This window comes from Mesorhizobium norvegicum, assembly GCF_004919685.1.
In the GTDB taxonomy this organism is placed as follows: domain Bacteria; phylum Pseudomonadota; class Alphaproteobacteria; order Rhizobiales; family Rhizobiaceae; genus Mesorhizobium; species Mesorhizobium norvegicum.
The window spans coordinates 16,449-39,211 of record NZ_SMYZ01000056.1; the positions used below are offsets into that span (position 1 = coordinate 16,449).

The window sequence follows — 22,763 nt, forward strand, 5'->3', positions numbered from 1 at the left end:
CTCAATCGCGTGATCGACGGCGCCATGCCGCCCGTGAGCTGACCGTCGGTCAATGGTGTAGGTGGCTGCAAGCCTCAGGTCTGGATATCATGTCAAAGCACCGTCTGCCCCTGGTCGCCGCCGTCTATCTCGGTTCGTTTGTCGCTCTGCTCGACGTCAGCATCGTCAATGTCGCGCTGCCGACCATCCAGCAGGCGCTGCAGACCGATTTCGGCGGCCTGCAATGGGTGGTCGACGCTTACACGCTGTGCCTGTCGGCCTTCATGCTGTCGTCGGGCCTGATCGGCGACCGCTACGGCCGCAAGCGCTCGTGGCTGGCCGGTGTCGGCATCTTCGTTGCCGGCTCGCTTATCTGCGCCATCGCGCCCAACCTTGCGGTGCTGCTGGCCGGCAGGGTGGTGCAAGGCATCGCCGGCTCGCTGCTCATTCCAGGCGCGTTGTCGATCCTGACGCAGGCCTTTCCCGATCCACGCGAGCGCGCCGGCGTCATCGGCGGCTGGGCGTCGTTCGCCGCCATCTCGCTGCTCGTTGGCCCCGTCCTCGGCGGCATCCTGGTCGAGACGGTCGGCTGGCAAAGCATCTTCCTGATCAACCTGCCGCTCGGCCTGGTCACGATCGCGCTGGGTGCAGCATCGATCAACGAGACGGCGCATCCCGAACATGCCCATCTCGACCTTGTCGGCCTGGCGCTCAGCATCGTGTGGCTGGGCGCGCTGACCTTCGGCCTGATCTCGGCCGGCGAGACCGGCTGGGGTGAACCCAAGACGATCATGGCGCTCATCGCCGGCGTCGTCGGCCTGGCGGCCTTCCTCGGCTTTGAGGCGCGTACGGCACGGCCAATGCTGCCGCTTGGCCTGTTTCGCGACGTTCGCTTTGCCGTTGCCAATGTCGCTTCGTTCGCGCTCGGCTTCACTTCCTATTCCAGTGTCTTCTTCTTTTCGATGTTCCTGCAGCAGGTGCAGGGCTGGTCGCCGACGCAGACCGGCCTGCGCATGGCGCCGGCCTTCATTGTCCAGATCGTGGTGTCGCCATGGATCGGCAGGCTCAGCGCGCGCCACGGTCATTCCGCGCTGATGACCATTGGCTATGTTGCGATCGGCCTGTCCATGCTCGGCATGTGCTGGGCCGGACCTTCGACGCCCTATGCGGTGCTCTGCCTTCTGTTCGCCATTGGCGGTCTCGGCAATGCGCTGGCGATCCCGACCGGCAGCGCGGCCGCCATGTCCTATGCGCCGCGCGAGCGCTCCGGCATGGTGTCGGCGGTCATCAACGCCACCCGCCAGAGCGGCCTTGCCATCGGCATCGCCTTGCTCGGCGCCTTGATGAGCATGCGGGCGACCAACCTTTTGACCGGATATCTCGGCGATGCCAGTGTCGCCAACGCCGAGGCGGTGGCCCGCGCCGCAATATCGCGGCATGATTTCGCAACCGACGCGGCGATGGGCGAAAGCGGAGTGCACGATCTGTACACGGTCGCCTATGCCGGCGGCTTCCACGCCGCGATGCTGACGGCGGCGATTGGCGCGTTCCTCACCGCCGCATTGCTGGTCGCCGTGCTGGCACCGGCCGAGGCGCGCTCGGCCAAAGAGGCCAAGCACGAGGCGTGAGGCTGACGGCCCATTAAAAACCCGGCGGTGAAGCCGGGTTCTTGCCTTCATGGTGCGCCGGTCAGGTCAGCGATGCCGTAAAGCGCTGGATGCGCGTGCAGGCTTCCTCCAGCAGCGTCTCCGAGGTGGCGTAGGAGATGCGGAAGTTGGGGCCAAGGCCGAAGGCCGAGCCGAACACCACCGCGACGCCTTCGGCCTCGAGCAGTTCCGAGCAGAAGGTTTCGTCGGTGTCGATCAGCTTGCCGGCCTTGGTCTTCTTGCCGATCAGCTGGGCGCAAGAGGGATAGACATAGAAGGCGCCTTCCGGCGACGGGCAGGTGATGCCGCGCGCCTGGTTGAGCATCGACACGACGAGGTCGCGCCTGCCTTGAAAGATCGCCTTGTTCCTGGCGATGAAGTCCTGCGGGCCGTTCAGCGCCTCGACGGAGGCCCATTGCGCGATGGTGCAGGCGCCCGATGTCTGCTGGCCCTGGATCATGTCCATCGCCTTGATCAGCTGGACCGGACCGGCGGCATAGCCGATGCGCCAGCCGGTCATGGCATAGGCTTTCGACACGCCGTTCATGGTCAGGGTGCGCTCGTAGAGCTTCGGCTCGACCTCGGCTATGGTCTTGAAGACGAAATCGCCATAGGTCAGGTGCTCGTACATGTCGTCTGTCAGCGTCCAGACATGCGGATGCTTCAACAGCACATCGGCGAGCGCGCGCAGTTCGGCCTCGGTGTAGGCGGCGCCCGACGGGTTCGACGGCGAGTTCATCAGCAGCCATTTGGTCTTCGGCGTGATCGCCTTTTCCAGCACAGAAGCGGTCAGCTTGAAGCCGTTGTCGATCGAGGTGTCGGCAAACACCGACGTGCCGCCGCAGATCGCCACCATCTCGGGATAGCTGACCCAGTAGGGGCGCGGGATGACGACCTCATCGCCGGGGTTCAGGGTCGCCATGAAGGCGTTGAAGAGGATCTGCTTGCCGCCGGTGCCGACGATGGTCTGCTCGGGCTTGTAGTCGAGATTGTTCTCACGCTTGAACTTTTTCGCGATCGCCTCGCGCAGCGGCACGATGCCCGAAACCGGCGGATACTTGGTTTCGCCACGGCGGATCGCCTCGATCGCCGCATTCTTGATGTTGTCGGGCGTGTCGAAATCCGGTTCGCCGGCGCCGAGGCCGATAATGTCACGGCCGGCATTTTTCAGCTCGCGCGCTTTCTGCGTCACCGCGATGGTGGCGGAAGGCTTCACGCGGGAAAGAGTGTCGGCAAGAAAGGCCATGACCAGATATCTCCAAACTAGGTCGGCGCGGGCCGGGAGCGGCCGCGGCGCTTCTCATGTCGCATGATTTCGCGCAGTGCAAGCATTGTCGGCTGATCCAGGTCTCAAGGAGCCGTGATCGGCAACAATAAATTCATTAACAGACGGTAGAGGCTTGAGTGGCAGGATCGCAGACCACTTGCGAAGCGAGGAACCGTGTCGCGCAGCATCGGGCTTGCCCACATCATCCGTCAGGACGACGGCACCTCCACCGGTGTCTGGGGCATCTACACGCTGCAAAGCGCCTTCCAGCCGATCTTCGCCTTCGACGAAGGCAAACTGTCGGTGGTCGCGTTCGAAGGGCTGATCCGGCCGTTCCGCGACGGCGAGCCGCAATCACCGATGAATTTCTTCAGCACCTGTCCGGCCGCCGACCGCCTGCATATCGAGGCGCTGACCAGGACGCTGCATCTTCTGAACGCCGGCGCCTGCCTGCCGCAGGAGGCGTCGATCTTCGTCAATTTCGACCCTTCGGTGTTCACCGAGCGCACCGTAGCCGACGCGGCCTTGCGCGAAATGCGGCTGGTGCTGCATGAGGCCGGCATCGATCCGCGCCGCGTCGTCTGCGAGGTGACCGAGCAGCGGTCGGCGTCGCAGGAGACCTTGCACAGCTTCGTTGCGGCGCTGAGGGCCAATGGCTTTCGCATCGCCGTCGACGACTATGGCGCCGACGATTCCGACATCAACCGCATCAAGGAGCTGAAGCCGGATATCGTCAAGTTCGATGCCTACTGGATCACCCAGCTGATGGACTCCGGCGCCGGCTTCGCGCTGCTGACCACCATGGTGAAAAGCTTCGAGGAGCAAGGCATCCGCACGGTGTTCGAAGGCATCGAAGAGGGTTGGCAATTGGAGCTTGCCGAGAAATCGGGAGCATCGATGGTGCAGGGTTTCGTGCTGGCGCGGCCCGAACTGGCGCCGACCAGTTTTCGCGTGTTCGACAAGACCAGGCAGGCATCTGTCGCTGTCGGCGACACGCCTGCTCCCGCCCCGGCACCGCATTCGGCGCGGCCGGTGAAGGCGTTCGGGCGCAAGGTGGCGCCATGAGGCCCGAGCGGCGGCGCAATGTCGGCGATGCGATCCAGGTCGACGAAGTCGGCATCGAATACGGCATCCATGGCGAGTTCCGGCTGCGCAGCGCCTATCAGCCGATTTTCGCGCCGCGTGGCCGGTTCCTTCATGCTGTCGCGGTCGAAGCCCTGATCGAGCCGCACCGTGCCGGCCGGCCCGGCGCACCGCGGGTTTTCTTCGAAAGCATTGCCGCCTCGGACCGGCTGTTTGTCGAGACCATGTGCCGGGCGCTGCATCTCAGGAATTTTCGCAACATCGGCGTCGACGGGCTCGACCTGTTCTTCAACTACAATCCGCTGATCAACGACCATCCCGGGCGGGCGTTGGCCGAGATCCGGCTGATGACCAGGCATCTCGGCGATTTCGGCCTCGCGCCGGCCATGCTGGTCTGTGAAATCACCGAACAGGCGGCCGATGATGTGCTTCTTGCCCGGCTGGTGCGTGAAATGCGGCGCGACGGCATCCGCATCGCCATCGACGATTTCGGCACCGGGCACTCGACCGAGGAGCGGGTGAGCCTGCTCAAGCCCGACATCGTCAAGATCGACGGCACCTGGTTCGCCGAGTTCTGCCGCCACGCAGCCGCCGAGCGGTTCTTCCGTCCGCTGGTTTCCAGCCTGCATGACCGTGGCGCAAAGGTGCTGGTCGAAGGCATCGAGCAGCCCACCCATCTGCGTGTCGCGCTCGAAGGTGGCGTCGACCTGCTGCAGGGTTTTCTTCTCGCCCGTCCGGCCTTGGCCGGCACGATCTTCAACGAAGAGCCGCTCGTGATCGATGCCTTGTTGGGTAGAGACAACAAGGTTGTGCCGCTGTTCGGCTAGGCAACCTTGGCGATTGGCGAAAGCGGTGCCACAGCGTCCTTCTCCCCGTCACTATACGGGGAGAAGATGGCGGCAGCCAGATGAGGGGCGGCGCTGACTTGTCGCCGTGTAGCTCAGCTTCGAAGGCGATAATTCTGATGCGCTGCGCCGCCCCTCATCGCCCTGCCGGGCACTTCTCCCCGTAAACGGGGAGAAGGACGCTTGCATCAGCGCCGCTGATCATCCTACCAAAACAAATCATTGGTTGAGGGCGCCGCGGCTGCGATAGTTGCGCCAGTGGAGACTGCGCTCTGGGGAACAGCCATGATACTTACGGCATGATCGACAGCGGCAATTGCTACAAGCCGCGCCTGCTGATGGCCAAGCTTGGCCTTGCCTTCACCAATGTCGAGGTGAGCTCGCACACCGGCGACACGCGCAAAGCCGATTTTGTCGCCAAGAACCCGAACGCCGTGGTGCCGCTGCTCGAGCTCGATGACGGTCGGCGGCTGGCCGAATCCAACGCCATCCTGCTCTATCTCGCCGAAGGCACGCGCTTCCTGCCGGTCGACAGATATGAGCGCGGGCTCGCCTATCAATGGCTGTTCTTCGAACAGTACAGCCACGAACCCTACATCGCCGTGCGCAAGGCGCTGCTGACCTTTCCCGAAAGAGCCGCGGATGCGACGCCGGAGCGGCTGGCGGTGACGCTGGAGCGCGGCAACAAGGCGCTCGGCGTGATGAACAAGTATCTGGAAAACAACGCCTTTTTCGCCGGCGGCACGCTCAGCGTCGCCGACATCGCGCTCTATGCCTATACGCATACGGCAGAGCAGGGCGGCTTCCAGCTCGACGCCTATCCGGCGGTGGCCGCCTGGCTGAAAAGGGTGGAGGCCGATCCGGGGCATGTGCCGATCGAGTGGGTGGGGTAAGCAACGCCGACGATTGGCGAAAGCGGTGCCACAGCGTCCTTCTCCCCGTCTCCATACGGGGAGAAGATGGCGGCAGCCAGATGAGGGGCGGCGCCAACCTTTGACAGATTGTGCTTTGGCTTTGCGACGAGTTCTGAAGCGTCGGCGCCGCCCCTCATCGCCCTGCCGGGTACTTCTCCCCGTATAGAGACGGGGAGAAGGACGCTGTATCGTCGGGGGCGCTCAACCCCAGACAGCAAAAAGGCGGGATAAATCCCGCCTTCCCATGCTTGGTAGCCTGATCGGGAGCGTCCGGTCCGGGCTGGCAGCTATCTGCTGATCCAGTCTGTCGGGTCTTTCCGCTCCAGCGCGCTTCTCGCGCGACTGTCAGTACATCCGTGACTTGCCGCGCGCCCCGAGCTCTCGCCCGGCGCGCGCTGTTCGCAAAATCAGGCTGCCTTGCTCAGAGATCCAGCGGACGACTTGCCAGTGCGGCGGTCCTGCTCGATCTCGAAGTTGATCTTCTGGCCTTCGACCAGGGTCGACAGTCCAGCACGCTCGACAGCGGAGATGTGGACGAAAACGTCCGCGCCACCCGCGTCAGGCTGAATGAAGCCGAAGCCCTTGGTGGCGTTGAACCACTTGACCGTTCCAGTTGCCATTTTAGATAGTCCTTCAACATTTGCTTTAGTTTGACCAGACCGAGGTCCAGCCGGTGTGCATCGAGATTTTGGAGATAGACGTCAGCAAACGCGAAGATCGCGAGGCCCGGATCGATCGGCCGAAATATCAATGGAACGCATATAGGCTGGTTTCGCATAAAAAACAAGACTGCGTGAGAAAGCCGTGATCGAGGCGCTGCCCAACGGCTGCCCCAATCTGCTGAAAACGTTGCGGCAGATCACGCTGTCCTCGAGCGGCGGATCAGGGGAGAGGACCATGAAAACCATTCTGCTTGCCGCCTGCCTGACGCTTATTGCCGCCGAGGCCCAGGCGGTCTCGCGCTACGACCCGACCCGCATGAGCTGCGGCAAGGTTCAGGCGACGATCGCCCGGCAGGGCGCCGTCATCCTGCGCTACCAGTCGACGCGGGTGCCGGGGTTGCCGCTCTATGACCGTTATGTGCAGAGCCAGCAATTCTGCACCATGGGCGAGGTGAGGACGCGCGCCTACGTGCCGAGCGCCGACACCAAGTCCTGCCCGGTCTACAACTGCAAGCGGCCGGACAATGACCGGCATTTCCGCCGGCGGTTCTTCCATAATGACTAGATAACTAGATAACTAGGCTCTCGGCCGCAGCCGTCAAAACCCGAAGGAAACCTGCGCCGGTGGCGGTGGGCCGACGCGCACGCCTTCCATGGCCAGCATCTTCTCCTTGGTGACCGAGCCGCCCGGCGCCGAGAAGCCGCCGATCTTGCCGCCGGCAGCGAGGATGCGATGGCAAGGGATGACCAGCGGCACCGGATTGGCGCCAAGGGCGGCGCCAGTCTCGCGGGCGAGCCCGGCATGGCCGGCGGTTTTGGCCAGCTCACCATAGGTGGTGGTTTCGCCGAAGGAGAGTTTTCGCGCCGCGTCGTAAATGGCGAGGCGGAAATCGTCGATGCCGTCGAGATCGACCGGCACGCCGGAGAAATCGACGTCCTCGCCCGCCGCATAGGCCTTGATCGCTGCGATCAGCTCGACCACCCATGGCGGCTGGGTCGTGGAGGCGGAAACCCCGCCATGGCGCAGCAGGCGCCGCTCCACCGCTTCGCGGCTGCGTTCGGGCAGGCAGAGCCGGATCAGGCCCTTTTCGCTCCACGCAATGCCCATGAAACCGATCACTGTTTCTAACACTGCGTGGCCGGCCGTGATCGAAGATGTCGTGTCCATGATGCGTTCCTTTCCGCAAAGTGGCGAAAACCGGGATTCGTCCCAGTACATATCCAGAACAATATGGCATCAGAGGCCAAGTCTCGCCACCCGAAAACCACCGGATGGCCCCGATTGCCGCTCATGAATCGCTGGTGTAAGGGATTTCTTAACAACCCGACAAACCGGACCCGAGCGCGGCTTGCCAGCAAAACTCAACCTTATCGCGATCGGCGTGATCCTGGCCGCCGCCGGCATCAGCGGCTGCACGTCGACCTCGCAGATGAAGTCCGCGCCTGCTCTTACCGAAACCGCGACCGTCGCCGGCACTGATGCCGGCTTCACCGTGCCGCTGCCGGAGACCGTTTCGGTGCTGCCGGAATCCTCGGGTATTGCTCCCGTTCAGACGGCCGAACTGCCGCTCGATCCTGCCGCACAACCGGCGGCAGCGACCGCCGCCTTTGCCGGGTCGACGCCGGCGGCACCAGCCGTGCCTGCCGTGATGACCGCCAATGCCTGGCAGGCGCCTGCGCCGGCCATTGCGGGTGAGCCGGTCAAGGCGGCCGAGACCTATACGACCGCGGGGCTCGTCATGCCGGCGACCGCCAAGGGCGACCGGATGCCCGGCGTCCAGCAGGTCGCCTATGTCGTGCCGCAGAATCCGGCTGCCCTGGTGCAGGGTCCCGTCGGGCCGACAGAAGAACACGCGACGGGCGTGCGTGGCGATGTCGAGCGGCTGATCGAGAAATACGCCGCGATCTACCAGGTGCCGGTCGATCTGGTGCGCCATGTCGTCAACCGCGAGAGCACGTTCAACCCGAAAGCCTACAACAACGGCCATTGGGGGCTGATGCAGATCAAGCACGCGACGGCGCGCGGCATGGGCTATGACGGGCCGGCCAAGGGCCTGTTCGACGCCGAGACCAATCTGAAATACGCGGTCAAATATCTGCGCGGAGCCTGGCTGGTGGCCGGCGGCAATGCCAAGAAGGCCGATTGGCTCTACCAGACCGGCTACTATTTCGACGCCAAGCGCAAGGGCCTGCTCGAGGCGACCGGCCTCGGCACCGACCGCCAGCGCCGCCGTCTGCAGCCCGACGCCTGAGCGCAATGCCTGAACCGCGCCCGCCGGCTTTGAACGACATCCGGCTGCGCAAGATCCTCGACGAGACGCTGGTTCCTCCGCATTGGCCGGAGGGCTTTGTCATGCGCTCTCTCGAGTCCGGTGACGCGCCGGCCCTGCATGCGCTTTTGACCGAAGTGTTCGACGACGGCGCTGACGGCCCGTTCGACGAATGGTGGCCGCGCGTATCGGACGATCCCGAATTCGACCCGGCACTGTGTTTCCTCGTCATCGACGCCAAGGGCCGGCTGGCCGCAGCGGCATTGTGCTGGACCCGCGCCTTCGTCAAGGACCTCGCCGTTCATCCCGAGGCGCGCGGCAAGGGCATTGCCGAGGCACTGATGTGGCACGCCTTCGCCATTTTTCGCGAACGCGGCGCCGACCATGTCGACCTCAAGACCAACACGGTGGAGAACGTCGCCGCCGTCCGGCTCTACGAGCGGCTCGGCATGTTCGAGGTCGCCTGGGCTGGGTAAGGAGCGGTCGGCGCAGCCGATCAATCGACAACGATTTGTCGATTGAGGCGACGAACGGTGAAAACCCGGCCTGCCCAAAGGGCAGGGAGCCATAGCGGAGGGCCGGGCCGTTCTCAAATATCCGGCGCGTTGCCGATCTGGACTGTCCGGTGCCCGCGGCGCAGGAGCGTTCTCCAACGCTCGGGAAGGTTTGGCCCGTCATCGTCTTGCTCTGTGCAAAAATGTCGGAACCGATCGTCGCGAAACGTCCTTGGGTCGCAGAGCAACCGCGCCGGGACACCGGCGCTGCGACTTGAAGGAGCCGATCATGATCACCTTTCCCAACGAATCCGCCAGATACCGCACCGCGCGCGAAAAACTGCTGCGCAAGGAAATCGAGCTGCGCCGCGCCATGGAGGAGGTCGCCGTCGCGCGCCGCGCGTTGCCGCCGGGCGGGCTGATCCGCCAGGATTATGAGTTCGACGGGCTGGATAAAGATGGAAGGCCCGCCAAGGTCAAACTTTCGGAGCTGTTCGCGCCCGGCAAGGACTCGCTGATCCTCTACAACATGATGTTTCCGCGCCATCCGCAGGAGACGCGCGAGGTGGCGACCAGCGGCGGCACGGCGAAGCTGGCGCGCCCGGATCAGCCATGCCCGTCCTGCACGGCGTTGCTCGACCAGTTCGACGGCGCGGTCGGCCATCTCGAAGCCGCCGGCTTCAATTTCGCGGTGGCGGGCAAGACCAAGCTCGAAAACCTGGTCACGCTCGGCCGCGACAGAGGCTGGCGTAACATGCGGCTGGTGTCGTCGGCCGCCAACAGCTTCAAGCGCGACTACAATGCCGAGGATGCCGACGGTGCACAAATCCCGCTGCTGTCGGTGTTCCATCGCGACGCCCACGGCATCCGCCATTTCTGGTCGTCCGAACTCGGCTTCGCACCGTCGGAGCCGGGCCAGGATCCGCGCGCCATCGGCACCTGTGAGATCCTGTGGAATTTGATGGATTTTACGCCGGAAGGCCGGCCGAGTTGGAGTGAACAGCTGCAGTATGGGGAGGCGTGTTGCCATTGAGGGGCCGCCTTCTAGGCGTCGCCAAAACTGGAGCCCCCATTCGAGAGTCAGCGCTCTACGGCGCCCCCCTCTGTCCTGCCGGACATCTCCCCCACTTGGGGGGAGATTGGATGTCGCGCCCGCCTTCGCCAATTTTCAATGTTGCAAGAAGAAAGCCGGCGCCCAAGCTGCCAATCTCCCCACCTGTGGGGGAGATGTCCGGCAGGACAGAGGGGGGCGCCGTAGAGCGCCGCCGTGAATGCTAGCCCCTTGGCAAACCAACTGCCGCAAGGTGGCTCTGTGCCTCCGCCCGCCGCGAACTACACTGCGAGCATCCATCCGAGGGAGCATCCCATGCCCAAGATCGACCTATCCGCCGTGCCTGTCCGCAAGGGCTCCGGCTACCCCGCGCCCTTCGATGTCCCCTGCGCCGACCGCACGCGTCGCCGTCTGGGCGATGCGGGCGGCCTTACCGATTTCGGCGTCAACCTGATGACCTTGCCGCCCGGCGGCTGGTCCAGCCAGCGCCACTGGCACAGCCATGAGGACGAGTTCGTCTATCTGCTGGAGGGCGAACTGACGCTGGTCGAGGATGGCGGCGAGACGCTGCTCAGGGCAGGGGGCTGCGCGACCTTTGCCAAGAACAGCGGCAATGGCCATCATCTAATCAACCGGTCGTCGACGACGGCGCTCTATCTGGAGGTCGGCTCGCGCAACCCGGACGATGTCATCACATGCTCCGACATCGACATGATGAGCCCGAGCTCTGACGGGCGCTTCCTGCACAAGGATGGAACGCCGTATCCGGGGCAGGGGTAGTTCTGGACCATGCCTTTCCTTCTCCCCTTGTGGGAGAAGGTGGCCTCGCAAAGCGAGGTCGGATGAGGGGTGTTCCAGCTTGGCAATACGGTCATTTATGAAAGTAATTCAGGGCGAGAATCAGCAACGCCTCATTTCTTCCAGCACCCCTCATCCGACCCGGCGCTAGCGCGCCGCGCCACCTTCTCCCACAAGGGGAGAAGGGAAGAACCGCTGGCGTTCCACCCGCGTCAGGATAAGCTCCCTGCAAACCCAGGGAGAGTGCCATGAAGAAGGAAATCATCGAAGTGCCGGTGCTGTCGGCGGCGGTGCGCGCGCTCGGCGTGCCGCTGTCGCTGGTGACCAGAGCCGGGGGGCTGGTCTTTGTGTCCGGCACGCCGCCGCTTGACATCTCGACCGGCAGGCTGGTCAAGGGCGACATCGAGGTGCAGACCGAGGCGTCGCTGCAGGCGCTGAAACATTGCCTGGAAGCGGCCGGCACCTCGCTCGACAACGTGGTGATGGTGCGCATCTACGCCGTCAACTCCGGCTTCTACAACGCCATCAACCGGGTCTATGCCAGGCATTTCCCCGAAAATCCACCATCGCGGACTTTCGTGCCGGTGGCGTCATGGCCGATGGAGTTCGATATCGAGATTGAGTGCGTGGCGGTGGGTTGAGCCCTGGACCATGTGTCGGCGCTGGCGTTCCGCCAGTGCCGGGATAAGCTCCCTGAAATCTGAGGTTATCGCAAAGACCCCCTCATCCGGCCGCTTCGCGGCCACCTTCTCCCCGAGGGGAGAAGAGGCGCCAGCGCTTGTAGCCTCCTCTCCCCTCGGGGAGAGGTCAGCCGAGCAAAGCGGAGGCTGGGTGAGGGGGCCTTTGCGCCAACCCATCTAACGAGAGGGAGGATCACCATGAAGAAAGAAATCATCGAAGTGCCGGTCATGTCGGCCAAGGTGCGGGCGCTCGGCCTGCCCTGCTCGACAGCGGTGAAGGCCAACGGCTTTGTGTTCATCTCGGCGACGCCGCCGGTGGACATGGTGACCGGCGAGATGGTGCGCGGCGACATCGAAACGCAGACCGAGGCGTCGCTGAAGGCGCTGAAACATTGCCTGGAAGCGGCCGGCACCTCGCTGGAAAACGTGGTGATGGTGCGCATCTACGCTGTCAATTCCGGCTTCTACAACGCCATCAACCGGGTCTATGCGAAGTACTTTTCTACGAACCCGCCGGCGCGCAGCTTTGTGCCGGTGGCGTCATGGCCGATGGAGTTTGATATTGAGATTGAGTGTGTGGCTGTGGCGTGATGAGAGGATAGAAACGAGCAGAAGTGCGAATCGTTAGCCTCCTATGAAATGTAGTTCTTCACCTCAGGAATGTCTTGGGTCAGGATCATCTCCCTAAATTCGTTAGAAACCGACTCTGATCGGATGGCGTCCCGAACCCTCTCCTGGGACTGCGTCCCAAACTGCTTAAGTTTGTCGTCTAATATCGACGAGCTTCTATAAACCACCGCCTTAAGCGCCTCCTCATTCTTGCTCAATGCAATAATATTCTGCGCTACTTTTTCTATTTCTGATTTTTTCATCGAAAAAACGTCTCTACCTCGGGTAACAATTAAACCAACGGCACATATTATATAAAATCGGAACGTCTTATATTTATTATCTATGCGCTGATTTCTCCAGAGGAATTCTATCCGGTAGTACAGATAACAGCAGGCATGATAGATCCTAACGTCATGATCGTCCTTAAATATCTTGCTGTCGTACTCCGACATGATTCCCCGATAGTCACGAGCTGCACGATTGGGTTGGAAGAAAATCGCGGCAGCCAGGGCCTTCATCATCGAAGATGGTTGAATTATCCTAACGCGCTCGACCTGTTGGCCACGATATTGGTTTTCACGCCGTTCAAGATATATGATCTCTTCCGGCTCAACCGATCTGGCATATTCCTCGAGGCTCTTTAAAAATGGCCTCAGCGCCCAGAATTGCTCTTCCTTCACCGGGTTTTGTCTATTTGTTCCGATAATGATTGACGCGACGAAGTCATCGTTCTTCGATCCAATTAGGCGGAATGGCACAGCGATATGGTCGATTAGATTTAAATCTTCAGCCGCCCCTTTGCTTTCCCCAAAAATCAATTCGTATATAATATTGCTGGTTTGGCACCCGTTTACTATTTGATAGTCTTCCAGGTGGAATCGATCTCCGGTGCGGTCTATGCTTTTCGATACAACGGTAACGCCGTTATTCCTAAAAGCAAAATCATCGCCTCCACTCGCCAGAACTGAGGCCTTTATTTCTTGGTTAATCTTCGATTTTTGATCGTAATCTCTAATATTGTCAACAAAAACCGATTTATTAATACCAATGGCGTTTGATTTGTCGTCAAACAAAGTAAACAGCTTAACTAGCTGCTTAGCTTCAAGGTATCCGACGTAGGCTTCGTCCACTTTTTTATTCTTTGGCATAACGACTGCTTTTGTAAATTCAATTTCTGCCTCGACAGATGTTGTTGCGGCGCGGTACCATTGCTGTAGCTGAAGCGCCCCAACAATACCTACGTCAAGGTTGTCCCTGTCAAACATATTTTTCTCAGACATTTGACGAACAAATGTATTCTTCAAAGATTCGATGCGTCGAGGTTCCTCGTAATTACCGGTTGCAATGTAGAATGCTTTGAGTGAAGGATTCTTCTTGCCAACTACCCCTTCATATACTGCGAGCATCGCCTCGGTTAAGTCCGACAATTGGGAGCTTTCATCTCGCAAATCGCCGTCAAAAAAGCTAGTTATGGCGTCGAAAAATTTGGAAATGTCACCGTAGTCGTAACTTGGACTAGTTTTCGACTGAAAGAAAACAAATTCTATCGATGGATTCTTGATCGCGGCGAGCTTATCTTCTGCTTCGAGCCGTGTTCTAACTACTTCACCTTGTATTAATATTGCTACCCCGTCGAGACCGAACTCCGTGCCTGTCAAATGGACATCGTTGGCATCTGCGGACTCGGCCAACAGACCGATTAAAGTCGCAAATATCGAGTAAATTTCAAATTGATCACTAAGACTTGCCGACTCGATGCTCGTGGATTTTGCGTAATCCTTGACTTGAGCGCGAATTACTGGATTCATTTTGGCCCCCACCCTTTGGCTGTTAGCCTACGTGACGTCTCGGGGGCTGTCTACTGTATCCGGCGCTTTGCTAACCGTCTGAGTGGTATTATTTTAGATCGTGGTATTGCCCGGATATCAGTTGGCTGCGGCGAGCAATTTGAAAGCGAGAACTGCTAACAGCAGTTCGCCAATCCTCAGGCAAAATACTCCTGCAGCGGCCTGACCTCCAGGCTCCCTGCCTTCAGCGCAGCAATCGCCTCGGCCACCGCAGCCGCACCCGACAGCGTGGTGTAATACGGCACCTTCTGCATCAGCGTCGCTCGCCGCAGCGATTTCGAGTCCGACACCGCTTTCTGGCCATCAGTCGTGTTGAAGACGATCTGCACCTGGCGGTTGCGGATGGCATCTTCGATGTGGGGGCGACCCTCCAGGACCTTGTTGATCTTTTGCGCGTCGACGCCGTTTTCGGCGAGGAAGCGCTGCGTGCCGGAAGTGGCCAGCACCTTGAAGCCGAGGCCGGCCAGGCGCTTCACCGCCGGCAATATGCCCTTCTTGTCCTCGTCACGCACCGAGACGAACAGCGTGCCGGAGCGCGGCAGGTCTACGCCGGCGCCCAGCTGGCTCTTGGCGAAGGCGAGCGCGAAGTCGCGGTCGAGGCCCATGACCTCGCCGGTCGAACGCATTTCCGGTCCGAGCAGGATGTCGACGCCGGGGAAACGGGCGAAGGGGAAGACCGCTTCCTTGACCGCGATGTGGCCGGGGTTCCTGGGGTCCGGCATGGCGCCGTAATGGGCGAAGGCGTCTTCCAGCGTCTCGCCGGCCATGATGCGGGCGGCGATCTTGGCAATCGGGCGGCCGATGGTCTTGGCGACGAAGGGCACGGTGCGCGATGCGCGCGGGTTGACCTCCAGCACATAGACGGTGCCGTCCTTGATCGCATACTGCACGTTCATCAGGCCGCCGACATTGAGCGCGCGGGCAAGTGCGGCCGTCTGGCGCTCCAGCTCGTCGACCAGCTCCGAAGGCAGCGAGTGCACCGGCAGCGAGCAGGCACTGTCGCCCGAATGGATGCCGGCTTCCTCGATGTGTTCGAGAATGCCGGAGACGAAGGTCGACTTGCCGTCGCACAGGCAATCGACATCGACCTCGATGGCGCCTGACAGATAGGTGTCGAACAGCAGCGGGTTCTTGCCCAAGAGAGTGTTGATCTGGCCGGTCTTGTCGTTGGGGTATTTCTGCTTGATGTCCTCCGGCACCAGGCCGGGCACGGTGTCGAGCAGATAGGTTTGCAGCATGCCCTCGTCATGGATGATCTGCATGGCGCGGCCGCCCAGCACATAGGACGGGCGCACCACCAAGGGGAAACCGAGCTCGCCGGCGACCAGGCGGGCCTGCTCGACCGAATAGGCGATGCCATTCTTCGGCTGGGTGAGGCCGAGCTTGTGCAGCAGCTTCTGGAAGCGGTCGCGGTCTTCGGCGAGATCGATCATGTCGGGTGAGGTGCCGAGGATCGGGATGCCTGCCTTCTCCAGCGCATCGGCGAGCTTCAACGGTGTCTGGCCGCCGAACTGGACGATGACGCCGACCAGCTCGCCCGACGCCTGTTCGGCGCGCAGGATCTCCAGAACGTCCTCCGCCGTCAGCGGCTCGAAATAGAGCCGGTCTGACGTGTCGTAGTCGGTCGACACGGTTTCGGGGTTGCAGTTGATCATGATCGCTTCATAGCCGGCGTCGCGCAGCGCAAAGGCGGCGTGGCAGCAGCAATAGTCGAACTCGATGCCCTGGCCGATGCGGTTGGGACCACCGCCGAGGATGACGACTTTTTTCCGCGACGAGACCTGCGCCTCGTTGGCGAGGCTGCCTGCGAACGGCACTTCATAGGTCGAGTACATGTAGGCGGTCGGCGAGGCGAACTCGGCCGCGCAGGTGTCGATGCGCTTGTAGACCGGATGAACGTCGAGCTTGTCACGGATCTTCGCAATCACTTCGATGTCGGTTTTGGTCAGCGAGGCGAGGCGGGCGTCGGAAAAACCCATCGCCTTCAGCATGCGCAAATTGACGGCGTCCTCGGGGATGCCGTGCTCGCGGATGCGGGCTTCCATGGCGACGATGCCGGCGATCTGTTCGAGGAACCACGGGTCGATCTTGCACATGGCGTGCACGTCTTCCAGCGAGGTGCCCATGCGGATCGCCTGCGCCACCATGCGCAGCCGGTCGGGCGTCGGCGTGCCCAGTGCGGCGCGAATGGCGTTGCGGTCGTCGGCATGGTTGGCGGCGCCGTAGCCAAGGCCGGGGATCTCGATCTCGTCCAGACCTGTCAGCCCGGTCTCCAGTCCACGCAGGGCCTTCTGCAGCGATTCCTGGAAGGTGCGGCCGATGGCCATGACTTCGCCGACCGACTTCATGGCGGTGGTCAGCACCGGCTCGGCGCCCGGGAATTTCTCGAAGGCGAAACGCGGGATCTTTGTCACGACGTAATCGATCGACGGCTCGAAGGAGGCCGGCGTCGCGCCGCCGGTGATGTCGTTCTCCAGCTCGTCCAGCGTGTAGCCGACGGCAAGCTTTGCCGCGATCTTGGCGATCGGGAAACCGGTCGCCTTGGAGGCCAGAGCCGACGAGCGCGAGACGCGCGGGTTCATCTCGATGACCACCAGACGGCCATCGGCCGGGTTGACGGCGAACTGCACATTGGAGCCGCCGGTCTCGACGCCGATCTCGCGCAGCACCGCGATCGAGGCGTTGCGCATCATCTGGTATTCTTTGTCGGTGAGCGTCAGGGCAGGGGCGACGGTGATCGAGTCGCCGGTGTGCACGCCCATCGGGTCGATGTTCTCGATCGAGCAGACGATGATGCAATTGTCCGCCTTGTCGCGGACGACCTCCATCTCATACTCCTTCCAGCCGAGCACGCTTTCCTCGATCAGCACTTCGGTGGTCGGCGAGGCGTCGAGGCCGGACTGGACGATCTCGTAGAATTCGGCGCGGTTGTAGGCGATGCCGCCGCCGGTGCCGCCCATGGTGAAGGACGGGCGGATGATGGCGGGCAGGCCGACATGGTCGAGCGCCTGGGCGGCGATTGCCATGCCATGGCTGATGTAGCGCTGCTTGCGGTCGCCTTCGCCGAGGTTCCAGCGGGTTTCCAAGGCATCGAGCGCGGCGTCGAGATCGGCCGGCTTCTCGGCCTTGAGCGCCGCGCGCTCGGCCTCGTGTGTCTTGCGGTCGGTGTTCTTGACGTCGGTGGCGTTGGCCAGCATCGACTTCGGCGTTTCCAGCCCGATCTTCTTCATCGCCTCGCGAAACAGCGCGCGGTCCTCGGCCTTGTCGATGGCCGTGGCATCGGCGCCGATCATCTCGACATTGTAGCGCTCGAGCACGCCCATGCGGCGCAGCGACAAAGCGGTGTTGAGCGCGGTCTGGCCGCCCATGGTCGGCAGCAGCGCGTCGGGCCGCTCCTTGGCGATGATCTTGGCGACGACTTCAGGGGTGATCGGCTCGATATAGGTGGCATCTGCCAGTTCCGGGTCGGTCATGATGGTGGCCGGATTGGAATTGACCAGGATGACGCGAAAACCCTCTTCCTTTAGCGCCTTGCAGGCCTGGGTGCCGGAATAGTCGAACTCGCAGGCCTGGCCGATGACGATGGGGCCGGCCCCGATGATCAGGATCGACTTGATGTCAGTGCGTCTTGGCATGGCGAAGTTCCGTTCGGCGGGCGGCTTGCACAAAAAACCGGGACGGGAAGACCCGGCCGGTTGTGCTCGCGATTCTGGTATCAGGCTAGGAGGGCCTTATAGGGAAGAGTTTTGGCGGATGTAACCCCGAAAATGAGGGTAGGGATTAGGGATTGGGCAGTAGGCACTAGGCAAGCCCTATTGCCTAAGCCCTACTGCCTTCGTCCCGACAACTAATCCCCGAATGCGACGGCGTCCGTGATCTCGAAGCGCTCGGCCACCCCGACGCGGATCATGTTGAGGCTGCCCTCTCGGGTGAAGCGGAAGTTGCTGGGCGCGTCGGAACTGGCCGGCTGGCCGCCGCGGAAGGAAATGACGCGCGTGCCGCCATCGGGCCAGGTGACCTTGACGTCTACGTTGTCGCTGCCCTTGCGCACGACACTGACCTCGCAACGCGTCATCGGCTCGCCGACATAGCGGGCGCACGGAATTTCGCTGGCGGCATCGGCGGCATGGTCGGACGGCGATTCCACCCGCGCGACCGTTTGCGGGTCAGGCACTGGGGCAGCGAAGGCCAGGCCGTACGCATCCTGCATGGCCGTCCGGCCGATCTCGGCGGCTGATTTCGACGTGCTTTCGGCGTCAGCCACCGGATCGGCGCCGCCAAGCCGTGCGGTCAGGTCGGGCGGCGCGACTGGCGGCTGGGCCGGGACATCCGCGCCGGCGGCCACCGTGCTGTTCGCCGATGCCTGGTCGGCCTCATTGCCGCTGCCCGTGGAGGCAACCACCGGTGCATCAGCCGGCTTCGTTTCGCCTTCGACATAGGGGGCCGGATTGAGCGGGATGAGGTAGCGCGCCGGCGCCCAGCCGCTGGCCTTCGGATCGTCGGATTCAACCTTGCACCACTGATGGCCGTCAATGTCGTTGCAACCGAGATTTTTCACACGCGCACCACTGGCCAGGCGTGTCTCGGTCTTGCCGATCGGCGATGGCTTGGTGCGGAGATTGAGAAGATCGTCCGGCGCCAGGCCGGTCACGATGGAAATGACGAGATCCGGCGCCTCTTCGGCCATCTCTTCAGCCATAGTGGGGACAATAGCCGGCCACGCCGCCATCAGGAGCGGAGCGGCAATCAGCGCATGCAGGGTTGTTCGGAGCGTAACTGTGCGCCTCATCATTTGGCCGTGCGCTGATACTCAAAAACACCACGCCGCGGCGGATCGAGCCCGCCGCGTGCCCGGCCGGTTTTATAAGGGACGACGCGCCGCCATGTAAGCCTGAAAATTCGGCTGCCCATGGTGCTGGAGTCCGGGAGAAACCCTGCTGCTCGTTTCGAAGCCCCAGCTGATCCCCTCGCCAGGTTAATCCTCCCGACCTGATTGAAAGCATTTCGTATCTAGCTTGCGGGTCAGGATCGCAGGGCAATAGCTTCAGATCAATGAAAGTTTCCGACTTGTGGCGGAGACCACCAATTGTCGAAGTCAACGCTGCCCCTCATCGCCCTGCCGGGCACTTCTCCCCGTATAGTGACGGGGAGAAGGGGCTGACCGCGGCCTCGGCGTCTATCCTATGACGCTGGTGATTGGCGAAACCGTCGATGAGAGCGCCCCTCTCCCCGTCACTATACNNCAGGTGAGGGGCAGCGCCAATGCCTGGAAAGGATGATGGTGCGAATTCGAAACCTGAAGCGATTGCCCTGGTCATGACCCGAAACTTGGCTGTGCAGTGAGGGAGGCTTCCGGCATATACCCAGTTCGCAACGCGTGAGCCCATTCCGGCCGGCCCGCTTGCTCGGCCTGTCTGGCTGCGGCCTCATGGTCGTAGTCGACGGCGATGGCCTCGAAGCGGTCGGGCTCACCCGCGCCGCCCAAGGTGACGATGCCATAGCGGGCATGCGGCGAACCCTGCTCGGAGACATGCGCCGGCGGCGTCGAATCGTCATAGGCGGGGCAGCCGATGCTGCCCGGGTTGAAGATAACGGGACCATCGGGGATGCGGATCAGTTCCGCGCGGTGGCTGTGGCCGCACAGCGCGATGCGGCAGGCCGGGTCGAGCGCCTTCAGCCGGCGCCGGATCGCCGCCAGCGGCGCGCGCACCAACTGGCCATTGACGATCGCGTCAGTGAGATATTTCTCGTCGTGGTCGGGGCGGGCGTGGAAAGCGATGACGCCGGGCGCGATCTCCAGCGTCAGCGGCTGGGCGAAAAGCACCTCGCGCTGTGTCTCGGTCAGCCGCTCCTGCGCATAGACGTCGGAGGCCCACATGGTCTCGTCGGCCGGGTCGACGGCGACGCGGCGGTCGTGGTTGCCGCGCACCGTCGGCAGGCTCAGCGCCTGCAGCCGCGCAAACGTCTCGCGCGGCCACAGTGGGCCGGAAACGCTGTCGCCGAGGTTGACGGTCAGGTCGGCGCCGCCGCGCTGTCGCAGGTCGTCAAGCACGGCGTCGAGCGCCAGGACGTTGCCATGGATATCGGCGAGGACGGCAATGCGCATCTTTTGAAAAGCTCCATCGTTTGACGAATGGTGGTGGCGAAAGGCGGATCTTGCAGAACTTGGGTTCCTCGCCCCCACGGGAGTGGGGAGAGGTGGCTCGGCGAAGCCGAGACGGAGAGGGGGTTTGGCGCTGCCCATCGTTCAAAGAGGTTCAACTTTCTTCAAACGTATAGCTTGCGAAAAGGCCCCCTCTCCGACCGCTTCGCGGCCACCTCTCCCCCGCGATGCGGGGGCGAGGAACCCCAGTTCTGTTATGCCGGGATTTCGATATCGTGGCCGCCGACCGCGGGCAGGGCGGGATCGTCGCCGGCGGCGGCGATGACGCTGTCGAGCAGGCCGGGGAAGCGGGCGTCGAGATCGGCGCGGCGCAGCGTGATCATGCGGTTGGTGCCGACCACCTCGGCGCGGGTGACGCCGGCTTCGCGCAGTTTGGCCAGGTGGTAGCTCAGATTGGTCTTCGAGCCGAGATCGAGGAACTGGCTGCAGTTCAGCGGCACGCCTTGCTTGCTGGCGAGATAGCGCACGATGGCGAGCCGGGTCGGGTCGCCGAGCACGCCGAGCACGATCGGCAGGCTGATCTGGTCCGTATTGGGGTGTGGCAAGGTCATGGCCCGAAACTAAGCACAGTCGGGGCTGATTTCAACGCATGCGTCCTTCTGTGCCCGTACACACTGTTTCTCCGCTTCGCGACCGTGCCGACCGACTGTGCTGACACAGGGCTGTCAGGAGGGTTCAGCTATTTTTCCCTGGCTTCATTGACATCATGCCCTGTTATGTCCAATTGTTCAATAACTTTTGAACTAAGGACATCGCCCCATGGACAAGCGCCTCTTCTGGCTTGCGCTCGGATCGTTCACGATCTCGACCGAAGGCTTCGTCATCTCCAGCCTTCTGCCCGACATCGCGGCGGACGCCGGCATTTCCATTCCGCTGGCCGGCACGCTGATCACCGCCTTCGCGCTCGCCTATGCGGTCGGCACGCCGATCCTGGCGACGCTGACCGGCGAATGGGACCGGCGCCGCGTCATCCTGTGGACACTGGTGTTCTTCGTGCTCGGCAACATCGCCGCCGCCTTGAGTTCCTCCTTCGAATTGCTGTTGATCGCGCGCATCGTCATGGCGCTGTCGTCCGGCCTGTTCGCGGCGACCGCGCAGGGCACGGCGGTGGCGCTGGTCGATGACCATCACCGGGCGCGCGCCATCGCTGTCGTCGTCGGCGGCACCACGGTCGCCGTCGCGGTCGGCGCACCGCTCGGCGCGCTCGTCGCAGCCTTCGCCGGCTGGCGCGGCACCTTCTATGCCATCGCCGGTCTCGGCGCGCTTGCCGGCGCGATCCTGTGGTACCGGCTGCCGCGCGGCATTGTCGGCACCAAGCTGCCGCTGAAGCGCAGGCTGGCGGCAGCGATGCGTCCCGGCGTGATGCCGATCCTCGTGACGACATTGCTGGCGCTGACCGGCGCCTTCACCGTCTTTGCCTATGTCGCGCCGCTCGCCATCGAGGGCGGCGGGCTCAGCCAGATCGCGCTGCCCGGCATGCTGCTCGCCTTCGGCGTCGGCGCCGTCATCGGCAACATTGCCGGCGGCCAGGCGGCCGACCGGTTCGGCGCGACCCGCACCGTCGGCTGGTCGCTGGCACTGAGCGCCGCCATGCTGGTGATGCTGTCGGTCATCCCGACCTTCCTGCCGCCGCACATTGCCGGGCCGGCGCTGATGGCGATGATGGTGCCGTGGGGCATCGTCGGCTGGGCATTCCCGCCGGCGCAGGCCAGCCGCATCATCAAGCTGGCGCCCGACGCCGCCCCGATCGTGCTGTCGCTCAACGGTTCGGCGCTCTATCTCGGCGTGGCGCTGGGCGCCGTGGTCGGCGGTGCGGTGCTGCGTTACGGCGCGCCGGCCGATCTTGGCCTGATCGCCGCGGCCTTCCCGATCATCGGGCTCGGCATCGTGCTGGCCGGCCGCTGGGCGGCTCGGCCTGTCGCGATGCCGGCCGAGTAGAACCTTTCCTAAATCCGTCGGCCGGCTCAGCTGGCCGGCGGCAGATCGAAATCCAGCGCGGCGATCTCATCCAGAGCCGCGCGCAGCCTTTCCGCCTTGTCTTTGCCCGCCACGTCCTCGAAGCGCTGTTGGGCGACGTGCCATAGCTTCATCGCCTCATCGAGCTTGACCAGACCTTGCGGCGTCAACCGCACGCGCTTGATGCGGCGGTCGTCCGGGTCGGCGAAGGTCTCGACGTAGCCGTCGCGGATCAGCGGCTTCAGCGTATGGCCGAGCGCCGACAGGTCCATGATCAGCGACGCGGCGATGGCGCCCATCGCCGGCTCATTGCCGATATGGATCTGGTAGAGCAGGCCCTGCTGCGTGGCCTTCAGGCCCGAAGGCGCCATGACATCATCATAGAACTGGCCGAGCTTGCGCGCCGCGCGACGCAGCATGGCGTTGTTGCAGAGGGTCAGGCCGGGCAGGGTGTCCTTTGACATGATGGATCCTTGGCGCCGACGAATGATGCCCG

21 protein-coding genes are annotated in these 22,763 nt (G+C 62.8%); 12 read left to right on the forward strand and 9 right to left on the reverse strand.

Translation table 11 applies throughout. From position 1 onward, the window contains the following. Window positions 1-89: 89 nt before the first annotated feature. Window positions 90-1,607: an MFS transporter gene (locus FCU66_RS23160; protein WP_136622377.1), complete on the forward strand. Its 1,518-nt coding sequence runs from the start codon at window positions 90-92 to the stop codon at window positions 1,605-1,607. Between the two features lie 61 nt (window positions 1,608-1,668). On the opposite strand, the gene FCU66_RS23165 is transcribed toward FCU66_RS23160, so the two are convergent. After that, the gene (locus tag FCU66_RS23165) at window positions 1,669-2,871 is read right to left on the reverse strand and encodes a pyridoxal phosphate-dependent aminotransferase (protein ID WP_126070111.1); all 1,203 of its coding nucleotides are present in this window, start codon (window positions 2,869-2,871) and stop codon (window positions 1,669-1,671) included. A gap of 195 nt (window positions 2,872-3,066) precedes the next feature. On the opposite strand from FCU66_RS23165, the gene FCU66_RS23170 reads away from it, so the two are divergent. The 3 genes from FCU66_RS23170 to FCU66_RS23180 all read left to right on the forward strand — a co-directional run bounded on the left by FCU66_RS23170 (window position 3,067) and on the right by FCU66_RS23180 (window position 5,713). Then, window positions 3,067-3,957 carry an EAL domain-containing protein gene (locus FCU66_RS23170; RefSeq protein ID WP_136622378.1) on the forward strand — a complete coding sequence of 297 codons (891 nt, stop codon included), beginning with the start codon at window positions 3,067-3,069 and terminating at the stop codon, window positions 3,955-3,957. Further along, window positions 3,954-4,802 (forward strand): EAL domain-containing protein, encoded by an 849-nt coding sequence (locus tag FCU66_RS23175; protein WP_136622379.1) that lies wholly within the window; start codon window positions 3,954-3,956, stop codon window positions 4,800-4,802. Before FCU66_RS23170 ends, FCU66_RS23175 begins: the two co-directional genes overlap by 4 nt. A 317-nt stretch (window positions 4,803-5,119) precedes the next feature. After that, entirely contained in the window at window positions 5,120-5,713 is a 594-nt protein-coding gene (locus tag FCU66_RS23180; protein WP_136622380.1) for a glutathione S-transferase family protein, read from the forward strand. Between the two features lie 428 nt (window positions 5,714-6,141). Here FCU66_RS23180 and FCU66_RS23185 read toward each other — a convergent pair whose 3' ends face one another. Then, window positions 6,142-6,354 carry a cold-shock protein gene (locus FCU66_RS23185; protein ID WP_010910991.1) on the reverse strand — a complete coding sequence of 71 codons (213 nt, stop codon included), beginning with the start codon at window positions 6,352-6,354 and terminating at the stop codon, window positions 6,142-6,144. Window positions 6,355-6,631: 277 nt separating this feature from the next. On the opposite strand from FCU66_RS23185, the gene FCU66_RS23190 reads away from it, so the two are divergent. Beyond that, window positions 6,632-6,961 carry a hypothetical protein gene (locus tag FCU66_RS23190; protein ID WP_136622381.1) on the forward strand — a complete coding sequence of 110 codons (330 nt, stop codon included), beginning with the start codon at window positions 6,632-6,634 and terminating at the stop codon, window positions 6,959-6,961. Between the two features lie 33 nt (window positions 6,962-6,994). Here the strand turns inward: FCU66_RS23190 and FCU66_RS23195 are convergent, their stop codons facing one another. Further along, window positions 6,995-7,564, reverse strand: coding sequence for a methylated-DNA--[protein]-cysteine S-methyltransferase (locus tag FCU66_RS23195; protein ID WP_136622382.1), 570 nt, complete (start codon window positions 7,562-7,564; stop codon window positions 6,995-6,997). Window positions 7,565-7,745: 181 nt separating this feature from the next. Here FCU66_RS23195 and FCU66_RS23200 point away from each other — a divergent pair, with 181 nt between their 5' ends. The 6 genes from FCU66_RS23200 to FCU66_RS23225 all read left to right on the forward strand — a co-directional run bounded on the left by FCU66_RS23200 (window position 7,746) and on the right by FCU66_RS23225 (window position 12,280). Beyond that, window positions 7,746-8,648: a lytic transglycosylase domain-containing protein gene (locus FCU66_RS23200; RefSeq protein WP_136622383.1), complete on the forward strand. Its 903-nt coding sequence runs from the start codon at window positions 7,746-7,748 to the stop codon at window positions 8,646-8,648. A gap of 5 nt (window positions 8,649-8,653) precedes the next feature. Next, window positions 8,654-9,142, forward strand: a complete 489-nt coding sequence (locus FCU66_RS23205; RefSeq protein ID WP_136622384.1) for a GNAT family N-acetyltransferase — start codon at window positions 8,654-8,656, stop codon at window positions 9,140-9,142. 307 nt (window positions 9,143-9,449) lie between these two features. Beyond that, window positions 9,450-10,193, forward strand: coding sequence for a DUF899 family protein (locus tag FCU66_RS23210; protein WP_168992205.1), 744 nt, complete (start codon window positions 9,450-9,452; stop codon window positions 10,191-10,193). 333 nt (window positions 10,194-10,526) lie between these two features. Next, a complete protein-coding gene (locus tag FCU66_RS23215) occupies window positions 10,527-10,991 on the forward strand; it encodes a cupin domain-containing protein (protein ID WP_136622386.1) in 465 nt (154 codons plus the stop codon). Window positions 10,992-11,257: 266 nt separating this feature from the next. Further along, entirely contained in the window at window positions 11,258-11,650 is a 393-nt protein-coding gene (locus FCU66_RS23220) for a RidA family protein (RefSeq protein ID WP_136622387.1), read from the forward strand. Between the two features lie 237 nt (window positions 11,651-11,887). Further along, window positions 11,888-12,280 carry a RidA family protein gene (locus FCU66_RS23225; RefSeq protein ID WP_136622388.1) on the forward strand — a complete coding sequence of 131 codons (393 nt, stop codon included), beginning with the start codon at window positions 11,888-11,890 and terminating at the stop codon, window positions 12,278-12,280. Between the two features lie 41 nt (window positions 12,281-12,321). On the opposite strand, the gene FCU66_RS23230 is transcribed toward FCU66_RS23225, so the two are convergent. The 5 genes from FCU66_RS23230 to FCU66_RS23255 all read right to left on the reverse strand — a co-directional run bounded on the left by FCU66_RS23230 (window position 12,322) and on the right by FCU66_RS23255 (window position 20,862). Then, on the reverse strand, window positions 12,322-14,109 hold the full coding sequence (locus tag FCU66_RS23230) for an AIPR family protein (RefSeq protein WP_136622389.1): 1,788 nt from the start codon (window positions 14,107-14,109) through the stop codon (window positions 12,322-12,324). Between the two features lie 176 nt (window positions 14,110-14,285). Continuing rightward, on the reverse strand, window positions 14,286-17,783 hold the full coding sequence (gene carB / locus FCU66_RS23235; protein WP_136622390.1) for a carbamoyl-phosphate synthase large subunit: 3,498 nt from the start codon (window positions 17,781-17,783) through the stop codon (window positions 14,286-14,288). Between the two features lie 212 nt (window positions 17,784-17,995). Next, window positions 17,996-18,847, reverse strand: a complete 852-nt coding sequence (locus FCU66_RS23240; protein WP_342778191.1) for an SH3 domain-containing protein — start codon at window positions 18,845-18,847, stop codon at window positions 17,996-17,998. A gap of 615 nt (window positions 18,848-19,462) precedes the next feature. Further along, window positions 19,463-20,254: a metallophosphoesterase family protein gene (locus FCU66_RS23250; protein ID WP_136618016.1), complete on the reverse strand. Its 792-nt coding sequence runs from the start codon at window positions 20,252-20,254 to the stop codon at window positions 19,463-19,465. A 251-nt stretch (window positions 20,255-20,505) separates the two neighbouring features. Beyond that, window positions 20,506-20,862: an ArsR/SmtB family transcription factor gene (locus FCU66_RS23255; protein ID WP_136618015.1), complete on the reverse strand. Its 357-nt coding sequence runs from the start codon at window positions 20,860-20,862 to the stop codon at window positions 20,506-20,508. A gap of 208 nt (window positions 20,863-21,070) precedes the next feature. Here FCU66_RS23255 and FCU66_RS23260 point away from each other — a divergent pair, with 208 nt between their 5' ends. Next, window positions 21,071-22,249: an MFS transporter gene (locus FCU66_RS23260; RefSeq protein ID WP_136618014.1), complete on the forward strand. Its 1,179-nt coding sequence runs from the start codon at window positions 21,071-21,073 to the stop codon at window positions 22,247-22,249. A 26-nt stretch (window positions 22,250-22,275) separates the two neighbouring features. Here FCU66_RS23260 and FCU66_RS23265 read toward each other — a convergent pair whose 3' ends face one another. After that, window positions 22,276-22,731: a MarR family winged helix-turn-helix transcriptional regulator gene (locus FCU66_RS23265; RefSeq protein WP_136618013.1), complete on the reverse strand. Its 456-nt coding sequence runs from the start codon at window positions 22,729-22,731 to the stop codon at window positions 22,276-22,278. Between the last annotated feature and the right edge of the window lie 32 nt (window positions 22,732-22,763).